The sequence below is a fragment of the Pedobacter sp. BS3 genome (assembly GCF_008274585.1).
In the GTDB taxonomy this organism is placed as follows: domain Bacteria; phylum Bacteroidota; class Bacteroidia; order Sphingobacteriales; family Sphingobacteriaceae; genus Hufsiella_A.
The window spans coordinates 204,317-223,251 of the sequence record NZ_VTRT01000002.1 but is presented as its reverse complement, the minus strand read 5'-3'; the positions used below and the strand labels follow the sequence as shown (position 1 = coordinate 223,251).

Annotated in this window: 23 protein-coding genes, 1 tRNA gene and 1 pseudogene; 20 read left to right on the top strand and 5 right to left on the bottom strand. The window is 44.2% G+C overall.

Annotated elements, in window-relative coordinates; all coding sequences use genetic code 11:
• Nucleotides 1–10 precede the first annotated feature (10 nt).
• The 5 genes from FW774_RS06625 to FW774_RS06605 all read left to right on the top strand — a co-directional run bounded on the left by FW774_RS06625 (nt 11) and on the right by FW774_RS06605 (nt 2,707).
• Nucleotides 11–448 (top strand): hypothetical protein, encoded by a 438-nt coding sequence (locus tag FW774_RS06625; protein ID WP_187774838.1) that lies wholly within the window; start codon nt 11–13, stop codon nt 446–448.
• 156 nt (nt 449–604) lie between these two features.
• Nucleotides 605–1,372, top strand: a complete 768-nt coding sequence (locus FW774_RS06620) for a ParA family protein (RefSeq protein ID WP_149347388.1) — start codon at nt 605–607, stop codon at nt 1,370–1,372.
• A 5-nt stretch (nt 1,373–1,377) separates the two neighbouring features.
• Nucleotides 1,378–1,779: a DUF3408 domain-containing protein gene (locus tag FW774_RS06615; RefSeq protein WP_149347387.1), complete on the top strand. Its 402-nt coding sequence runs from the start codon at nt 1,378–1,380 to the stop codon at nt 1,777–1,779.
• Nucleotides 1,780–1,790: 11 nt separating this feature from the next.
• On the top strand, nt 1,791–2,066 hold the full coding sequence (locus FW774_RS06610; protein ID WP_149347386.1) for a DUF3408 domain-containing protein: 276 nt from the start codon (nt 1,791–1,793) through the stop codon (nt 2,064–2,066).
• 2 nt (nt 2,067–2,068) lie between these two features.
• Complete coding sequence (locus FW774_RS06605; RefSeq protein ID WP_149347385.1) at nt 2,069–2,707, top strand: conjugal transfer protein TraD; 639 nt, start codon at nt 2,069–2,071, stop codon at nt 2,705–2,707.
• 22 nt (nt 2,708–2,729) lie between these two features.
• On the opposite strand, the gene FW774_RS06600 is transcribed toward FW774_RS06605, so the two are convergent.
• Together FW774_RS06600 and FW774_RS06595 are read right to left on the bottom strand one after the other, a co-directional pair.
• The gene (locus FW774_RS06600; RefSeq protein ID WP_149347384.1) at nt 2,730–3,530 is read right to left on the bottom strand and encodes a TIGR02391 family protein; all 801 of its coding nucleotides are present in this window, start codon (nt 3,528–3,530) and stop codon (nt 2,730–2,732) included.
• A 24-nt stretch (nt 3,531–3,554) separates the two neighbouring features.
• The gene (locus tag FW774_RS06595; RefSeq protein WP_149347383.1) at nt 3,555–4,358 is read right to left on the bottom strand and encodes a phospholipase D-like domain-containing protein; all 804 of its coding nucleotides are present in this window, start codon (nt 4,356–4,358) and stop codon (nt 3,555–3,557) included.
• Nucleotides 4,359–4,526: 168 nt separating this feature from the next.
• On the opposite strand from FW774_RS06595, the gene FW774_RS06590 reads away from it, so the two are divergent.
• The 13 genes from FW774_RS06590 (at nt 4,527) to FW774_RS06530 (ending at nt 14,914) form a co-directional block, all read left to right on the top strand.
• Complete coding sequence (locus FW774_RS06590) at nt 4,527–4,832, top strand: DUF4134 domain-containing protein (protein ID WP_045756338.1); 306 nt, start codon at nt 4,527–4,529, stop codon at nt 4,830–4,832.
• 11 nt (nt 4,833–4,843) lie between these two features.
• On the top strand, nt 4,844–5,176 hold the full coding sequence (locus FW774_RS06585) for a DUF4133 domain-containing protein (protein ID WP_149347382.1): 333 nt from the start codon (nt 4,844–4,846) through the stop codon (nt 5,174–5,176).
• On the top strand, nt 5,173–7,680 hold the full coding sequence (locus FW774_RS06580) for a TraG family conjugative transposon ATPase (protein WP_149347381.1): 2,508 nt from the start codon (nt 5,173–5,175) through the stop codon (nt 7,678–7,680). Before FW774_RS06585 ends, FW774_RS06580 begins: the two co-directional genes overlap by 4 nt.
• Before the next feature lie 22 nt (nt 7,681–7,702).
• Nucleotides 7,703–8,335 carry a DUF4141 domain-containing protein gene (locus FW774_RS06575; protein ID WP_149347380.1) on the top strand — a complete coding sequence of 211 codons (633 nt, stop codon included), beginning with the start codon at nt 7,703–7,705 and terminating at the stop codon, nt 8,333–8,335.
• 3 nt (nt 8,336–8,338) lie between these two features.
• Nucleotides 8,339–9,334: a conjugative transposon protein TraJ gene (gene traJ / locus FW774_RS06570; RefSeq protein WP_149347379.1), complete on the top strand. Its 996-nt coding sequence runs from the start codon at nt 8,339–8,341 to the stop codon at nt 9,332–9,334.
• A gap of 13 nt (nt 9,335–9,347) precedes the next feature.
• Nucleotides 9,348–9,971, top strand: coding sequence for a conjugative transposon protein TraK (gene traK / locus FW774_RS06565; RefSeq protein ID WP_149347378.1), 624 nt, complete (start codon nt 9,348–9,350; stop codon nt 9,969–9,971).
• A gap of 10 nt (nt 9,972–9,981) precedes the next feature.
• Nucleotides 9,982–10,410: a hypothetical protein gene (locus tag FW774_RS06560; RefSeq protein ID WP_149347377.1), complete on the top strand. Its 429-nt coding sequence runs from the start codon at nt 9,982–9,984 to the stop codon at nt 10,408–10,410.
• Nucleotides 10,411–10,423: 13 nt separating this feature from the next.
• A complete protein-coding gene (locus FW774_RS06555; protein WP_149347376.1) occupies nt 10,424–10,711 on the top strand; it encodes a nitrogen regulatory IIA protein in 288 nt (95 codons plus the stop codon).
• Nucleotides 10,698–12,023, top strand: a complete 1,326-nt coding sequence (traM, locus tag FW774_RS06550; RefSeq protein ID WP_149347375.1) for a conjugative transposon protein TraM — start codon at nt 10,698–10,700, stop codon at nt 12,021–12,023. Before FW774_RS06555 ends, traM begins: the two co-directional genes overlap by 14 nt.
• 101 nt (nt 12,024–12,124) lie before the next feature.
• Nucleotides 12,125–13,027, top strand: coding sequence for a conjugative transposon protein TraN (gene traN / locus FW774_RS06545; protein WP_187774837.1), 903 nt, complete (start codon nt 12,125–12,127; stop codon nt 13,025–13,027).
• A 98-nt stretch (nt 13,028–13,125) separates the two neighbouring features.
• The gene (locus FW774_RS06540; protein WP_149347374.1) at nt 13,126–13,683 is read left to right on the top strand and encodes a conjugal transfer protein TraO; all 558 of its coding nucleotides are present in this window, start codon (nt 13,126–13,128) and stop codon (nt 13,681–13,683) included.
• Nucleotides 13,684–13,742: 59 nt separating this feature from the next.
• Complete coding sequence (locus FW774_RS06535) at nt 13,743–14,141, top strand: DUF3872 domain-containing protein (protein WP_410522730.1); 399 nt, start codon at nt 13,743–13,745, stop codon at nt 14,139–14,141.
• A gap of 335 nt (nt 14,142–14,476) precedes the next feature.
• The gene (locus tag FW774_RS06530; RefSeq protein ID WP_149347372.1) at nt 14,477–14,914 is read left to right on the top strand and encodes a response regulator transcription factor; all 438 of its coding nucleotides are present in this window, start codon (nt 14,477–14,479) and stop codon (nt 14,912–14,914) included.
• A gap of 299 nt (nt 14,915–15,213) precedes the next feature.
• On the opposite strand, the gene FW774_RS06525 is transcribed toward FW774_RS06530, so the two are convergent.
• The gene (locus FW774_RS06525) at nt 15,214–15,747 is read right to left on the bottom strand and encodes an antirestriction protein ArdA (RefSeq protein WP_149347371.1); all 534 of its coding nucleotides are present in this window, start codon (nt 15,745–15,747) and stop codon (nt 15,214–15,216) included.
• A gap of 659 nt (nt 15,748–16,406) precedes the next feature.
• On the opposite strand from FW774_RS06525, the gene FW774_RS06520 reads away from it, so the two are divergent.
• Complete coding sequence (locus FW774_RS06520) at nt 16,407–16,568, top strand: hypothetical protein (RefSeq protein ID WP_187774836.1); 162 nt, start codon at nt 16,407–16,409, stop codon at nt 16,566–16,568.
• Between the two features lie 26 nt (nt 16,569–16,594).
• Nucleotides 16,595–17,392: pseudogene (locus FW774_RS20640) on the top strand (recombinase family protein); the annotation flags it as partial.
• 733 nt (nt 17,393–18,125) lie between these two features.
• Here FW774_RS20640 and FW774_RS06510 read toward each other — a convergent pair.
• Nucleotides 18,126–18,198: transfer RNA gene (locus tag FW774_RS06510), tRNA-Lys, on the bottom strand.
• Nucleotides 18,199–18,332: 134 nt separating this feature from the next.
• Nucleotides 18,333–18,902 carry a 2'-5' RNA ligase family protein gene (locus FW774_RS06505; protein WP_149347369.1) on the bottom strand — a complete coding sequence of 190 codons (570 nt, stop codon included), beginning with the start codon at nt 18,900–18,902 and terminating at the stop codon, nt 18,333–18,335.
• Between the last annotated feature and the right edge of the window lie 33 nt (nt 18,903–18,935).

Genomic DNA, 18,935 nt, shown 5'->3' with positions numbered 1-18,935 from the left:
CTCTGTTCGGGTGAACAGAAAATCCGCCCTACGGGTCGGATTGGGTAAAGCGGAAAAAAACGGCTTTTCGCCGTTCCGTCCACAACTTCCATACGCCAATGATTTTTCCATTTACCCCTTGCATTTAAGTCCTTACAAAGTAAGGGTAGCTTTTCCGAACGATTGCCCTGTTGCCCACAACCAAACATTGCCAACAAATGCCCCGAACTACCGCATTAAAAGAGTGCATCGGAATAACCTGCTTCTTTGCGCTATCAGTCATGCAAGCCTGTTTGCAGGCATCCGCTCCCGATGGCAGTTAGGAAAGCCGGAGCGCAGGATTGCAGGAACACCGGAACGCATGACGGCATTCCATACGGCAGGCAGGAACAACGGACAGCATGAAAGCTATCCCGTAGCCATTCCATCGGGCAGGACGATAGGCAAGCCATCGGTCTTGCCTGCATGAAAGCCCGAATGACGGCACGGCTGACTGAACGGATGACGGCAAGCCCGACATACGGAATTGTACCAAGACTGCCGGACAGTGTGCAGGGATGACAGCCCTGCTCCATGCAGGACGGCAGGCAGTCCACGGAAACAGAAACTTAAAAATAGAATAGAAATGGAAGCAACAAACAGGACAAAATTCATTGCCTTTTCAAGCCAAAAGGGAGGCGTTGGAAAAAGCACGTTTACGACAGTTACGGCAAGCATACTCCATTACCAAATGGGGTATAATGTAGCCGTCTTTGACTGTGACTATCCACAGCACAGCATCTGCCAAATGAGGGAACGGGATTTGAAAGCGGTCATGCAGAACGAGGTGCTGAAAAAACTGGCGCACCGCCAATTCTCCACCATCAACAAGAAAGCCTATCCGGTACTACAAAGCAAGGCTGACAATGCACTTACGGATGCGCAGGCATTCGTACAGGCTTCGGCTGTTCCCGTGGATATAGTTTTCTTTGACTTGACCGGAACGGTGAACACTACGGGCTTGCTCAACACACTGGCAGGGATGCACCACATCTTTTCGCCCATCACGGCAGACCGTGTGGTCATGGAAAGCACATTGAGCTTTACCGATGTGCTGACCAATGTGCTTATGAAACACGGGCAGACCTCCATCGAAACCATACGGCTGTTTTGGAACATGGTCGATGGCAGGGAAAAATCCCAACTGTACGAAATCTACGGCAACGTCATTAAGGAAGTCGGACTGCAAGCGATGGAAACACGCATTGCCGATAGCAAACGCTTCCGCAAGGAAAGCGAGGCAACGGCAAAGACCGTCTTCCGCTCCACGCTATTGCCACCCGACAAAAGATTGCTGAAAGCCTCCGGCTTGGATTTGTTCATCAGTGAATTTTTAAGAACCATTAACCTGTAACTGCTATGGACAACGACAACAAGAAAAAGCCGAATGCGCCGATTGACGAGGCATATCTCATGTCGATTATGGCAGGTGAAACAAAGAAGCCTCAACAGGTGGTAGCCCCCCAAGAGCCAACGGCAACGGAAAAGCCCGTAGCCAAAGAGCGTACCCGACAAAAGAGGGCTTCCGATACGGGCTATGGCGAGCGTTTCCTCAATAGCCACACCATGACACGCCGTGGCGATAAAAGCATCTACATCCGGCAGGAATACCACGAACGGCTTTCCCGTATCGTGCAGGTTATCGGCGAGGATAAAATACCTCTGTACGCCTATTTGGACAATATTCTCGAACATCATTTTGAACAGTTCGAGAAAGCCATTACCGATGATTTCAACAATAAGTTTAAACCCATTTTTTAAAATATTCGATTATGAAAAAGCAACAGCAAAACCAACCTAAAAAGGTACTGCAAATAGCCCGATATAAGTCGGCTTTTTTAAGACCGACCGGAGTTGTCGCACGGTGCGGAAAGTCGGTATATATCTGCCCCGACTTCCACAAGAAATTATCCCGTATCGTCTGTATTCTCGGAGAGGGAGATATTACGCTTACCGATTACCTGCACAGTGTATTGAAACACCACTTTGAGGATTTCGGCGAGGAAATAAATACAATCCATGCCCGAAACCAAAAGCCAATATTATAGCAATGGAAACATTGATTGTAATATGCCTTATCATCGTCATTATCCTTTTGCTGAAAGATAAGGTGGTCATCTATAAGAACGTCCGCAAGGAAATAAAGCCAGAAAAGAAAACCCCCGACCTGCCGAATATTATGGGGCTTCCCAAGCCTGTGGAACGCCACACCTTGCCACCGAATGCCACAAAGAGACAATCTGGCGAACGTGACGGGATAGCGGATAATTTTGGAACAGAAACCTACGGGATAGGTGTTGGATTGGAAAATCCGCAGATTGAGGGAGAGCCGGATGAAGTTTTCGGGAGTATGTCCGATTTTGAAAATGAGGAAGACGAATGGGATGAATACGGGTTTGAGGACAGCGACAATGAGTTTGCCACAGGGGTTACCTTTGATGAACTGACGACCGTGGGGGCATGGTTGGAGCAAGATACACTTGAACCTGCCCAGCGACAGAAAGCGGTGGACATAGTTCAGCGATTACAGGGAACGGAATTGTTAAGTCTGCTCGAAAACTCAATGGATGGGGCTTCACGGAAGATTGCAGAGTTGTTGGACAAGAGCCTCTCCGCCGGAATGGATTTCAGTTCTCCCGACTTGCGGAAAAGTGATTTAGAGGATTTCGACATTGGGGAGTTTGTCTGAAAAGACAGCTTCCCTTTGTTTTTTATAACGCCTTATCCAACCGCTTATGTACGTATGATATAGTATTCAAAATATCAAGAGCTTCTTCCTCACTGATTTCAAATTTAATTTTCGGTTGATGAGCGGTAGGGTTTCTTATTAATCCAAAAATACCTTTGATTAAATTACATAGCCCTACATGCTCACTTCTATCCGTTTCTGTTACTAAGTTGTTGATTTTAATCAAAGGATTAGTAGTTGAGAATGCAGTTTCTACCAAAGCGTTACCGTCCGCATATAATCCCGTCATCTTCCTTAAACGGTCTGCGACACTTTTAGTAGCTTCAAAAACGGAATGAAAATAATTTTCAAGCAATAATTCAGCTCGACAATATTCAAAAACGGCTAAATGAACATTTCTATTTTCTAATTTATGCTTTAAACGACTGGCTCTTTGTTCGGCATCTGCAATTGTTTTGGCTTTTTCAACTAATCTAAGGTTGCCCTCTTCTGTTAATTCAGTGCCTATAAAAGCTAAACGTTTATTCACTTCTAATCTGCGATTATGAAAAACCTCTTCTTTACCAATATACCTCACTGGTTGTAAAGCATCTTTGATAAATCTCAATATATGGTTTGAGCATTGGTGTTGATTTTGCCAACTTGCAAATGCAGAATACAATCTTCTCCATTTTGTGTTTTGAGGGTCAACATCTGGAATATTTGAATTTAAAAGTATTTGCCCTATTTCGGAACCTGTTAAACCATCTGCCGTATCTCCAATTGCCCTGCACAAACCCTCCAGTACATGAGCTTCAAACATCGGACGTTTGATATTCGCCATTTTTCTATTTTTTAAAAGAAATCATTACTTAATAAGACTGATAAATTCAGTAGCATACTTTTCTGCTAATTCTCGGCTATTTTCAACACTAACTGTTTCTCTGTTCCAATTAGCTTTAGTCGTCCAGTTATAGGAACCATGAACAACTGTTTTTAAGTCAATCACACAGAATTTGTGGTGCATTATGTTTTCATATTTTCCAGTTTTGGGTACTCTCTTAGTTTCAAAAAACTTCTCATACGGGAAGCCATATTTTGTGTTTATTTCATCATCCAAAACTATTAATCTAACATTTATTCCTGCTTGCATTTTATCATAAATTGCCCTCATTAAAACCTTATTCGTGAACCACGCCACAGCTATCCAAATAGAGAATTTTGCGTTTCGGATTTGTTCGACAACTTGTGCTTCAATATCCTCAAAATGAACTTCAACCTCTATGTTGTCGGGTAAGTCTGCGCCTATTATTTTGTATCTTCCCTCAAACTCATCAAGCCTATAACCATCTTGCTGTAAAAGAGGATTTATTTGCTCGACAGCCTCTTTTATATTCTTACTCGTATCTCTTGCAAAATGTCTTGGGTCGAAGACAATTTGCAATAATAGAACCATTTCCTTACTGCCATTTATCTCATATAATTTTTCCAAAACATAAGCATTTCTACTTAGGCTGTTTGGCATTCCTCCATCTTGATGTTTATAAACGTCCTTAAAACCGATACGGTTAAAAAGTTTTAGAATTTCAGGGCCTGAAAGATAGGGCGACAGTTGATTATCTCCCGATATAAATTCTTTTATGCTCTCTATTGTTAGGTCTGATAATTTCATTAAGTATTTGGATGCTTGTTGTCAATGCTAAAATAATATAAAAAGCCATACCCTGCCAATTAATTCCACGGATTTCCAGTTTCGCATAACGCTTCGATTTCCATGAGACTTTTGTTGCGAAAGCCCGCACGAGGTGGGCAAGTAGTAACAATTTAATTCAGTTTAATCATGGTAAAACAAAGCAAAAAAGTGTTGCTGACAGGCGTTGCGTTCCTGTCGGCATTCGGTGTGTTCGCACAGGGCAACGGCTCGGCAGGTATCACCGAAGCTACGCAGATGGTAACAAGTTACTTCGACCCTGCGACCCAATTAATTTATGCGATTGGGGCTGTGGTCGGGTTAATCGGTGGCGTAAAGGTGTACAACAAATTTAGTAGCGGTGACCCCGATACAAGCAAGACTGCGGCGTCGTGGTTTGGGGCTTGTATCTTCCTCATCGTAGCGGCGACTATACTGCGTTCATTCTTCCTTTAAGCCGACGACCTATGAGCAATTACAATATCAATAAAGGTATCGGCAGAACGGTCGAGTTCAAAGGGCTGAAAGCGCAGTACCTGTTCATCTTCGCAGGTGGTCTGCTCGGTGTGCTTATCCTCGTCATGGTCATGTACATGGCAGGCGTAAACTCCTATGTGTGCCTGCTTGTCGGGGCAGGCGGTGCATCGCTCATCGTTTGGCAAACATTCGCATTGAATGGTAAATACGGCGAATACGGATTGATGAAAATCGGAGCAAAGAAAAGGCATCCGAAATACATCATCTGTCGCAGAGCCGTACACCGCTATTTAAAGTTCCGCACTAAATCCAACACCCTATGAGAAATACAGCAAAAGCCACAACATTGCAAAGCAAGTTCCCTTTACTGGCGGTGGAACACAACTGTATCATTTCAAAGGATGCAGACATCACGGCTTGCTTTCGGGTACACCTGCCGGAACTGTTCACGGTGGCATCGGCAGAGTACGATGCCATTCATTCGGCTTGGCACAAGGCTATCAAGACCTTGCCGGACTATACCATTGTCCACAAACAGGACTGGTACATCAAGGAAAGTTATGCGCCGGATATTGCACGGGAAGACCAAAGCTTCCTTGCGAAATCCTATCAGCAACATTTCAACGAACGTCCTTTTTTAAACCATTACTGCTACCTGTTCCTAACCAAGACCACCAAAGAACGGATGCGGATGCAGAGCAACTTTAGTTCGCTCTGCAAAGGTGTACTTATCCCGAAAGAAATAAGGGATAAAGAAACCGTCCGAAAGTTCATGGAAGCGGTGGCACAGTTTGAGCGCATTGTCAACGATAGCGGTTTTGTGAAATTGGAACGCCTGACCGAGGATGACATCATCGGCACTGGCGACCAACAGGGATTGCTCGAACAGTACCTTACCCTGTCGAGGGAAGCCGGAACGCCCATGCAGGATATAGCTTTGGGCAGTGAGGATGTGCGTATCGGCAACAAAAGGCTGTGCCTGCACACCCTGTCCGATACGGACGATTTGCCGGGCACGGTATCGGCAAATACAAGGTATGAAAAGCTGTCCACGGACAGGAGCGATTGCCTGTTGTCCTTTGCCTCTCCGGTCGGCTTGCTCCTTAGCTGTAACCATATCTATAACCAATACCTGTTTTTGGATAACAGCGATGAGAACCTGCGCAAGTTTGAAAAGTCAGCCCGTAATATGCACTCACTGGCAAGGTACAGCCGTGCCAATCAGATTAACAAAGAGTGGATTGAAAAGTATCTGAACGAAGCGCACAGCTTCGGGCTTTCTTCTATCCGTGCACACTTCAATGTGATGGCGTGGTCGGATAACCCGAACGAACTCAAACAGCTAAAGAACGATACGGGCAGTGCGCTTGCTTTGATGGAATGCAAGCCGAGGCATAACACGGTGGATGTTGCCACACTGTATTGGGCAGGCATACCAGGCAATGCAGGGGACTTTCCGGCAGAGGAAAGTTTCTATACGTTCATCGAACCTGCACTGTGCTTCTTCACCGAGGAAACCAATTACCAAAGTTCGCCATCACCTTTTGGTATCAAGATGGCGGACAGGCTCACGGGCAAGCCTATCCATTTGGACATTTCCGACCTGCCTATGAAAAAAGGTATTATCACGAACCGGAACAAGTTCATACTTGGTCCGTCAGGTTCGGGAAAATCCTTTTTCACCAATCACATGGTACGCCAATACTACGAGCAAGGCTCTCATGTACTATTGGTCGATACGGGCAACTCTTATCAAGGGCTGTGCGAACTGATTAAGGGGAAGACAAAAGGAAAAGACGGTGTGTATTTTACCTACACCGAAGACAACCCGATAGCATTCAATCCATTTTATACGGATGATGGCGTATTCGACATTGAGAAAAGGGAAAGTATCAAAACGCTCATCCTTACGCTTTGGAAGCGTGACGATGAACCGCCGACCCGTTCAGAGGAAGTGGCATTGTCCAATGCCGTGAGCGGTTATATCGACCGTATCAAGCAAAACAATGAATACCCATCTTTCAATGGATTTTACGAGTATGTACGGGGCGACTATAAAAAGGTACTGGAAGACAAACAGGTAAGGGAAAAAGACTTTGACCTCGCAAATTTTCTGAACGTGCTTGAACCCTATTACAAGGGCGGAGAGTACGACTATCTGCTGAACTCCGACAAGCAACTTGACCTGCTTTCCAAACGCTTTATCGTGTTTGAAATTGATGCGATTAAAGACCACAAAATCCTCTTTCCCATAGTGACCATCATCATTATGGAAGTATTCATCAACAAGATGCGCAGGCTCAAAGGTGTGCGCAAAATGATACTGATTGAGGAAGCGTGGAAAGCCATCGCCAAAGAGGGAATGGCGGAGTACATCAAATACCTTTTTAAGACCGTCCGCAAATTTTTTGGTGAAGCTATCGTGGTCACGCAGGAAGTGGACGACATCATCCAGTCACCCGTGGTCAAGGAAAGTATCATTAACAATTCCGACTGTAAAATCCTCTTAGACCAACGCAAGTACATGAACAAATTCGATGCGATACAGGAAATGTTGGGGCTTACGGAAAAGGAAAAATCCCAAATCCTTTCCATCAATCAGAACAATGACCCGTCAAGGCTTTACAAAGAGGTATGGATTGGGCTTGGCGGTACGCATTCCGCCGTGTATGCCACAGAGGTTTCATTCGAAGAATATTTGGCATACACCACAGAGGAAACCGAAAAAATGGAAGTCATGCAACTGGCTTCCGAACTGGACGGCAATGTGGAACTGGCGATAAAACGCATTGCTGGGCAGAGACGTGAGAACGCAAATAATTATTAATCATTTAAAAAAATCAGAGACAATGAAAAAAACAATGTTACTGGTGTGTACGGCATTTATGCTTGCCGTTGCACCGTCCGCAAAGGCACAATGGGTGGTAGTTGACCCGTCAAATTTGGCATCGGGTATCATCAACTCCGCCAATGAAATCGTGCAGACCTCATCCACTGTGTCCAACGTGGTAAAGAATTTCAACGAGGTAAAGAAAGTGTATGAACAGGGCAAGGAATACTACGACAAATTGAAAGCTGTAAACAACTTGGTTAAAGATGCCCGAAAAGTGCAACAAACGGTACTACTCGTAGGCGATGTGTCTGAAATGTACGTGCAGAATTTCGGCAAAATGATGAACGACCCGAATTTCAGTCCGCAGGAACTGACTGCAATCGCCAACGGTTATTCCACGCTCCTAAACGAGAGTACCGAACTACTCAAAGAACTGAAACAGATTGTTACCTCGACCTCGCTTTCGCTGAACGATAAAGAGCGTATGGACATCATCGACAGGGTTTACAGAGAGGTTAAGGATTATCACAGCCTTGTCCGCTATTACACCAATAAAAATGTCTCCGTAAGCATTTTGAGGGCTAAGAAACAGAACAACACCAAAAGGGTGCTTGAACTGTACGGAACTGCTGAACAAAAATACTGGTAAGCTATGGAATGGAACAATCTTCACGAACTCCTGCGCTCGCTTTACGATGAGATGCTCCCACTGTCCGCCGATATGGCGACAGTGGCTAAGGGCATTGCCGGGTTGGGCGCACTGTTCTACGTGGCACTGAAAGTGTGGCAGACATTGAGCCGTGCAGAACCGATAGACGTGTTTCCGCTCCTGCGACCTTTCGCCATTGGGCTTTGCATTATGTTCTTCCCCACCATCGTATTGGGAACTATCAATGCGGTAATGTCTCCGGTGGTAAAAGGAACACACGCCATGCTCGAAAACCAAGTGCTTGACCTCAACAAATTGCAGGCACAAAAAGACCAGTTGGAACGGGAGGCGATGCTCCGCAATCCCGAAACCGCTTACCTCGTAAGCGATGAGGAATTTGATAAGAAACTGGACGAATTGGGATGGTCGCCGTCCGATTTGGCTACCATGTCGGGAATGTACCTTGACCGACAAGCATATAAGATTGAGAAAGCCATAAAGGAATGGTTTCGCAATCTATTGGAGATACTTTTCCAAGCATCCGCTTTGGTCATAGACACTATACGGACGTTCTTCCTTATCGTGCTGTCCATACTCGGGCCGATAGCCTTTGCGATAAGTGTATGGGATGGTTTTCAATCCACGCTTACGCAATGGCTGACCCGATATATCAGCGTGTACCTGTGGTTGCCCATCGCCGATATGTTCAGCTCCATGCTCGCCAAGATACAATCCCTCATCATCGAACGGGATATTGATATGCTTGCCGACCCGACCTACATCCCCGACACATCCAACACCGTGTATATCATCTTCATGATAATTGGCATCGTGGGGTACTTCACCGTTCCAACGGTGGCAGGTTGGGTAATACAGGCAGGGGGCGCAGGGAACTTCATGCGCAACGTAAACTCTACGGCATCGAAAACCGGAAACATCGCCGGAGCAGGAACGGGGGCTGTGGCAGGCAATATCGGTGGCAGGTTAATGAACAAATAAAAATCAAGAAGCAATGGAATTTAAGACACTAAGAAATATCGAAAACAGCTTTAGGCAGATACGGCTGTACGCCATTGTATTTGCCGTACTCTGCATCGCTGTGGTAGGTTATGCCGTATGGCAGTCCTACCAGTTTGCCGAGGCACAACGCCAAAAAATATATGTACTGGACAAAGGCAAATCCTTGATGTTGGCACTTTCACAGGATGCAAGCATCAACAGACCTGTTGAGGCAAGGGAACACGTTAAGCGTTTCCATGAACTGTTCTTTACGCTCGCACCGGATAAAAACGCTATTGAAAGCAACATGAAACGGGCTTTTAATCTTGCCGACAAATCGGCTTTTGATTATTACAAAGACCTCTCGGAAAAGGGGTATTACAACCGTATCATTTCGGGCAATGTGCAACAGCGTATCGAGGTTGACAGCGTGGTCTGCAACTTCGACACCTATCCCTATGCCGTAAGAACGTATGCCAAACAGTATATCATCCGTCCAAGCAACGTGACCAAGCGGAATTTGGTCACTTCATGCCTATTGTTGAACTCGGTCAAGTCTGACAACAACCCACAGGGCTTCAATATCGAAAAGTTTGCCGTGTTGGAAAACAGAGACGTAGAAGTCATAGACCGCTAAAATCAAGATTATGGAAGCAATATCAGATTTGAACACGTTCGCCAAAATCCTTACCGCCAAAGGGTATGACGGCGATTTCCATACGCAGGGTGCGTATGCCGGAAAACTGAAAGAAAGCATCAGCGAATACCTCGAAAACTATCGAAAGGGTGCGGAGGGCGCACCAAAGTCACAGTTACTGTTGACGGGCTTTCTACAATGGGCAGGCGATGACAAACCCTATGTAGAATGCTGTATGTGGGTGAAATACCTAAACGGCAAATTCTTTTTGGGCAGAATGGAGATTGCAAGAAAAGACCAATTCGGGCAATTGCTGAAACAAACGGAGCTGAGCGACCTGTCCGTAGTGACCGCTCCCAAAGCAAAGGAAGCAATCGCTATGGTCAGCGATGCACCGGCGCAAAAGATGGTTCACAGACAGAAACGGTTCAGTTTCTAAAACCGATTAAGGCATGAAAAATCTAAGAACAACAATCAATAATTGGTTTGACAAACTCGATGGACAGTGGCGAGCGATGCCTGTCAAAAAACAGCATCGCTATACGCTACTGCTCTTTGCAGGCTATGCGCTATTGTCCATTATCGTACTGATAAAAGTATGCTATGATGTAGCACAACCCGATAATACCCTAACGATAGAGCATATCGAAAACCCGATTAACGGGCAAAACAAATCCTTGGTTTCTCCGAAGGACAGTATTAACACAATCTTAAAACGTAAAAACAATGAAAGAGAGTAATAATGACAAAATCCGTTTTCTGTTCGCAAAAAAAGAGATGGAAAACGGAATGGATGCACCGCAGGACGGTGCGCAGAACAAAGCCGAAAAGCTAAAGAAGCCTATCATCTTTGCCCTTATGGGCGTGGTATTCTTCGGCTGTATGTACCTCATCTTCAAACCGTCCTCCGATAAGAAAACGGTTGAGGATATTGGTCTGAACGATGCCGTACCCCAGGCGACCGATACAGGGCTTCAATCCGATAAGCAGAAGGCTTATGAACAGGAAATGCTCGAACAGAAGATGCAGGAAAAGCGCAATGCGCTTCTGTCACTATCCGACTATTGGAGCGAGGACAGTACCGCCGATCCGGAAGCGGAGCAACCGGATGAGGGCTACGAAGACGGCTTCGCTTACGGCGGTGGTACACGCCGGAACAGTAACCCTGCATTGAACAGTTACCGAAGTGCGCAAAGTACGCTGACCTCGTTCTACGACAACAGCGATTACGAAACGCAGGAACTCCGCAGACAGGTTGAGGAACTCAAAGAGCAACTGGCGGAAAAGGACGTACCGCCTGTAACGACCGTGGAAGACCAACTGGCTTTGATGGAAAAGTCATACGAAATGGCATCCCGTTACCTGCCGTCAAATCCGGCACAGACAGGTAATGTTGACACAACGGTTTCAGCAAAGAGTGCCTCGCAAAAAGAACATTTCGTGGCATTCACACCCGTAAGGAAAAATACGGTTTCCGCCTTGTACCGTGAACCGACCGACAGTGCTTTTTTGGCAAACTGGAACGAAACCCGAAACCGTGGCTTTTATACGGCAGGTGTTTCGGAACAGGTCATACCGCCCAAAAACAGCATCAAGGCAGTGATACAGGAAACACAGGTCGTTACGGGCGAAAGTGGTGTGCGTTTGCGCCTGTTGGAAACGGCACAAACGCCTGTCCGCTCCATTCCGGCAGGAACGGTATTGACGGCAAATGCCAAGTTTCAAGGTGGCAGGTTGCAGTTAAAGGTAACGTCCATCGAATATGAGGGCAACATTATTCCGGTCGATATAACCGTGTACGATTTGGACGGACAGCAAGGGCTATATGTGCCATATTCGCCCGAAATGAACGCCCTTAGCGAGATAGCTTCCAACATGAGCCAAACCTCCGGCACGTCCATTATGATGACACGCTCGGCAGGTCAACAGGTGGCAGGCGACCTCTCCCGTGGTGTGGTACAGGGTGTATCGGGTTACTTCTCCAAGAAAGTAAGGACACCCAAAGTAACCGTCAAAGCCGGTCATCAAATTTTCCTTGTTTCAAAAAACTAATGTTCAACTAAAATAAAAACGAAAATGAAATGTCCATGTTTCCGAAAAAATCAACACGCATGGACATTCCATATCACCATTAAAAATAAAATAATAACGATATGAACGCAATATTTAAAAGCCTCTTGGCAATGGTCTGTTTGACGGTATTTATCACAGGCGCAAACGCACAGCAAGTTGCATCCAATACCACAAAATTGAGCATGGGCAAGGTAGAGCCTTACGAAATGCAGGTGACGTACAGCAAAACCTCGCATCTGATATTCCCGTCCGCTATCCGCTACGTGGATTTGGGCAGTGAGTACCTTATCGCAGGCAAAGCCGAAGATGCGGAAAACGTCTTGCGCATTAAGGCAAGCGTAAGAGATTTTGACGAGGAAACCAATTTTTCCGTCATTACGGACGATGGACGTTTCTACAATTTCAACGTCTTTTACAGTGCTTATCCGCTAGCGTTGAATTATGATTTGCTGACGATGCAAAAGGCATCGGACAGGGAAAACGGGAACGATGTTCTGTTTGAGGAATTAGGGGGCAATTCTCCGTCACTGGCAGGCTTGCTCATGGAAACGATTTACAAGAAAAACAAACGGATTGTAAAGCATATCGGGTCGAAAAGCTACGGCATACAATTTCTGCTGAAAGGTATCTACGTGCATCATGGAAAATTCTATTTCCATACGGAACTGCGCAACAAAAGCAATGTGCCGTTCAATATTGATTTTGTGAATTTCAAGGTGATGGACAAGAAAGTAGCCAAGCGTACCGTGGTACAGGAAAAGGCAATGCAACCACTACGGACGTACAAAACTCTCGGTGAAATCACGGGCAATACGACCGACCAAAACGTGTTCCTGCTCGACCAGTTTACCATCACGGATGACAAGGTACTGGTGATAGAAGTCTTTGAAAAGAACGGTGGCAGACAACAGGTATTGCAGGTGGAAAATTCCGACCTCGTAAATGCCAAGTTGATAAACGATATGCACCTAAAGATTAATTAACCCAAAACGAAAGAACAATGATACCTGCATGGGTTGCCTTAAAGTATTTTATATGAACCCATGCAAGCTTCATCACCATTAAAAAGAAAATTATAAAGATGAAAACATACATTTTTACCGTGGTGCTTGCCATGTGGAGCATCACGGCGGTACAAGCACAGCGAATGCTCCCCAAACAAAAGGGATTGGAGGTAAACGCAGGTATGCTGTCCAAAGAAGTAAGCGACAATTACTATCTGAATTTGACCCTTACCGTGAACGGAAAGAACGGCAATTACTGGATATGGGGTGCGGAATATGCCCATCAGATTTCCGGTTACAGGGATGTACAGATACCGCTCGAAACCTATACGAGCGAGGTGGGTTACAGTCTTCAGCTATTGGGCGATGCACGGAAGACCGTCACGCTGAATGCAGGGCTTACAGCCGTGGTAGGTTACGAAACCATCAACCGGAGCGAGGCAGTGCTACCGGACGGCTCGACCATCCTCGACAGAGACAATTTTGTCTATGGTACGGGTGGACGGCTCACGCTCGAAACATACCTGTCCGACCGTTTTGTCCTGCTCCTGCAAGGGCGAACAAAAGTGCTTTGGGGTACAGATTTGAAACAGTTTCGTCCATTGGCAGGGATTGGACTAAGGTTTAACTTTTAAAATGATTTGCAATGAAAACATTAATCAGAAAATACAGGCTTCATTTACAGGCAACGTTTATGCTCTTGGCGATGTTGGTCTGCACCGTGGTGCTTACCTCGTGCGAAAAAGACGAACTCGACATCAGGCAGAATTATCCTTTTGAGGTACAGGTAATGCCTGTACCCAAAGAGGTGACAAACGGGCAGACCGTTGAAATAAGGATTACCGTTCAACGGTCGGGCAATTTCAGTGATGCGAAATACTTTATCCGCTATTTCCAGTTTGACGGACAGGGAGCATTGCGGTATTACAGCGAACCGCCATATATGCCCAATGACCTGTACGTGTTGCCACAGACACAGTTTAGGTTGTATTACACTTCCCAATCGACCGTATCACAGTCTTTTGACATTTGGATTTCGGACAATTTCGGGAACGAAAAACAGATAAGTTTCCAGTTTAACAGCCGTGATTAAAGACAGAAAAATCCTGCCCGATGTGGCGGGATTTTTTTAGGCTTAATATATAGTGTATTTTACTCCTAAAGGATAGGATTATATTATTGTGTATAATAAACCGCTTCGTTATCTTTGCTAATAGAAAATATTAAAATACTTAAAGTGTTTTTGCTTTAAGTCTTGGTACTGAAAACTGGTAATTTTTATATCTCCGAGACAATAAGTAAGAACGCTCACGCTATAGGCGTGGGCGCTCGCTTATTTGGAGATAAGGTATACCAGTACCCCAGTATCGAGTAAGTGTAGTTGCCTGCGCTTTTTTTATTGCAGGTCGCTACTTTAAAACAGATATTATGAATACTGGAAAAGAAAACAAAAACAATTTTTGTGTAGCGGTCATAGATGATAATGCACAGCTTCGAGATATGTCTGTAAAGCAACTCGAAAATTCGGGCTATACGGTATTGTTCCAAACAGGCAACGGACAGGAAGCCCTGCAAAAGTTAAAAGAGCATGGCGTGTGGCCGGATGTCTGTATCATCGAGGAAGACTTTGCCACCGCTAAAGTTTTGCTCAAAAAACACCCCGATTTAAAAGTCCTAATTTCAAGTACGGAAAACGACACCGAGCGTGTAAGGGATGTGCTAAAGGCAGGTGTATCGGGGTATGTCTTGAAATTTTCCGATCCCGAAGAATTAGTGACAGCCATTAGAGCATTGAGCGAAAACAAAAAATATTTCAGTGTAGGGATTAGTGGAATAGTGACGGAATATTTTAAAAGTCAATCATAAATATTGGTTTCTTTGCTACTTTCTTTTTCGTTTCACTCATGAAAGAAAGTAGTCCACTACGACACAACCTGTTTGGGAAATGCAGATGTGTTGGTATTGTGGAACGGAGCATTTTACAAAGTGGTTGTTCCGCTTTCTGCAAAAAGACGGTTCCGACCTGGGAAGGATCTGTCTTTTTGCCCGACCGAATTTTAGAGTAAAGCATTTTTCCGAATCATGCCCGTATCATGCTTTGAGGTCATTTTTTAAAACTTTAATTATTTTTTAGGCGACCACCTTTGCAGATGGTCGCCTATGGGTTAGGAATTGTAAAATACATGACCGTTATCGCTCCAATAATCACAGCAAAATAGGTCACGGGCAAAAGCCTCATAATCGAAGTACCTTTTTGCAAATTCGGGTAAATCCATTTGCTCTATCTGTTCATAGGCAAAATCTTCCTCGTCCTTGTATTCACCTATATAATCATCGTCAAAATCACTTATAAGGTCGTTAATATCGTCCTCGCTTAGCTTGTGGCTTTTGTTGTCGCACCATAATAGGAATGCTTCTTGTCGGCTCTCGTCCATATCTTCCAAAGCCTCCAAAACATCAAAAATATTATCGCTTAGCCAACATTCGCCGATTAAGCCGTTCGGGATGTTCTCGTAATCTTGAAACATAAATTCGGGGTCTGCCTCGTCATTGTGTAACTCCTTGCAAGCCGTGTAAAACTCTTTTTTATCTGCATAGTCGGACAGCTTTAGCCATTCCCCGAAGATTGAACCGTCATTATATTTTCCGTATGTGCCGACATATACGCTTGCTTCCGATGTGTTTATTTGCTGTATCATTTCTTTACTGTTTTGAATTATTTTTTTTGATTTATTCGGCAATGAGAGGAGGTGCTGTTGTTTTGTTTCAATACTATTTTCAATGCTTTTAATCCTCATGCCTGACATTTTTTTTATTCGTGTAAAGAGCCGGAGTATGCTGTGTTTCGTTTCGGGAGCATAAAAGGTTAGTGTTTAGTAGGCACAAGGTTTTGGAAAAAAAATACTACCCATAGGTGGAGATTTTTTTTCCAAACTTGTCTTGACCTTTTGACTACGTTAAGAACACGGACATACCTTTGCTCCATGAAACGTAAACAACAGGCATACTCGACTTTTACGTAAAACCAATCGTGGAAGTAGTGAGGATAGCATTTGGGAAATGGTTCAGAAAGAATTTAATATCTGTTGGTACAGCTACAGGTGATTGAAGTTTGGAGTGGAACAGCCAAATCTGTGGAACGACATCTTCAATCTCCTGTTCCCAATCATAGCCATAAGCTCTTTTGCGGTCAGTAGCTAAGCGAATGCCGTAAATGTGCTTAGGCTATTGTAATGCTATGAGCCAATCTAAGCCAAGTAATCCAGTAAGAAGACATATTCTAATACTCCTTCCATCAACTCGATAAGTTTGTCTATGCGGATTAATCCGAACGGTTAACATGCAAAATGAGTTGAGGATGGAGAAAGAAACAACGAACGATTTAACTCCTGAACGAGTTATACAAATCTTGAAAAAGAAAGGAACAGAGGTCGATATAGAGGAAGCAAAAACCATCTTGGATTTTGTTAAGAAGATAGCTCATATTGCAGTTAACCAGTATCTAAGAGGAAAACTTTAATCTAATGAACAAGGAAAACTGTTGTGATGAGAAAGGCAGATTTATACATACGTGTATCGACAGACGAGCAAGCGGACAAAGGGTATTCGCAACGTGACCAAGAAGACAGGCTAAGAAGATATTGTGAAATCAAAGGCATTCCGGTAAGAGATGTGTACATAGAAGACCATTCAGCAAAATCTTTCAAACGTCCAGAGTGGCAGAAATATTTATCTAACCTACGTAAAACAAAGAACAACAAAGCGGGGTCAATAATACTATTTACCAAATGGGATAGGTTCAGTAGGAACGCAGGGGATGCCTACCAAATGATTAACCAGTTACGTACACATGGCGTTGAACCTGTGGCAATAGAACAGCCTTTAGACCTTACCATTCCCGAAAATAAAATCATGCTTGCGTTCTATCTTGCTTCACCTGAAGTTGAGAACGACAGGCGTGCATTGAACGTTTTTCACGGAATGCGCAGGGCGAAAAAAGAGGGGCGTTATATGGGTACTGCTCCATTGGGGTATATCAATAAGATAACAGAAGGCAAAAAGAAATTCATTGCACCCCATGATTTTGAAGCACCGCTTTTAAAATGGGCGTTTGAACAAATCGTTTCCAATAACTTTAATACGGAACAGATATGGAAAATGGTTCGGGAGAAAGCTGATGGGAAAGGTCGGTTCAGCAAAAATAATTTTTGGGTAGCCGTCCGTAACCCTTTGTACTGTGGCAAAATATTCATCCCTCCGTACAAAGAGGAAAAGGGATATTTTGTCAAAGGACAACACGAGCCTTTAATCAGCGAAAAGACCTTTGCTGATGTGCAGGATATTCTCGATGGGAGAAAGAGGATTGTAAAGCCTAAAATCGTGGCTATGGACAATTTGCCACTTAGAGGGTTTCTCAAATGCCCTAAATGTGAGCGTATGCTGACCGGAAGTGCCTCAAAAGGCAAGATGGGGGTTTATTACAATTACTATCATTGCACTTCCGCTTGCGGAGTACGGTTCAAAGCTGAAACCGCTAATGAGGCTTTCTTAAAACAATTACGGTATATGTCGCCAAAAGAGGGCATGATCGATGTTTTTATCGAAGCCTTTATTAAAGATTTCAATAACAAAACCAAAGCCCAAAATACCGAACGGGCAAATATCATTGGTGAGATTGATGCGTTGAACAAACGCTATCAAAATGCACTTTTAAAGAATGCGGACGGAGAAATGGCAGACGATGATTTCCAAGAAGTAAAGAAACTGACCAAAGGAAAGATTGAGGTTTTGGAACGAAGATTAAATGACTTGGCGGTGGTCGGAACAGAGATTAAGGATTTAGTTGCATCTACCTTAAAAAAGGTCGCAAACATTGATAGACGCTATGAAAACGGCGATATTGAGGAAAAAAGGCTTATAGTGAGTTCGATGTTCCCCGATTTTTTGGAATTTGACGGAACAAGACATCGAACTCCGAGACTAAATTCTGCGATTGCTCTTATTTATCAGAATAACAGCAAGTTACAGGGCAAAAAAAAAGGGACAAGTCTATCATTTTTAGACTTGTCCCAAGAAGTGATCCCGCTGGGACTCGAACCCAGGACCCCAACATTAAAAGTGTTATGCTCTACCGGCTGAGCTACGGAATCATCACTTTTTCAGAACGTTTAACCGTTTCCGTTAAAGTGGTGCAAATATAGAGTTATCAGGTGTATTGTGCAAATGCTATCTGCTATTTTTTATAAAATCTGGCTTTAAGTGCTTATCTATCATCGTAATAAATTTAGAACAAAGTTAAAGATTCATTCTGCGGTACGAGGTTGTAGTGTTTAACAGGCTGCCATTGCTTGCCATTGTGCTTTAATAAGGTAAACGCATGTACCGGAAATTCCCGTTTAAATTTTCGTGATTTGTATTCATCCCACATAACCGGGAAGATTTCCGGACTGACATCCCGGTAGGCAATGGTAATATGAGGCTTGAAAAGCGTATTGCCGCCTTTTACCTCCCGCGGGTCAAAGCGGTTACGGCTGATGATTGCCGATATGCTTTTTTGCAGTGCGGCCAGGGGAGGACTTTTGATACAGTTTATAAACAAGGTCTGATTGTTAAACGAATCAAAATTTTCAAGCGTCACGGTAAACGGATCCCTGTGCGTCGCCTGCATTAAAACCTTTTCTAAATGTTTCTCTAAGTGTTGTTCAATATGTATGGTCCGGTATAACGTAAGGTGGACGGGCGGTTTCAACGCGGCATAAACGTTATACTTTTCAGAACATTCTTTCCGGATGCCGTCAATCTGTTCGCTGAGCTGCTCTGGTGGGAGCAGGGCAATTAAGAATAAGCTTTTCATAAAACAAAATTACTAAAATATTTAGTAATTTAC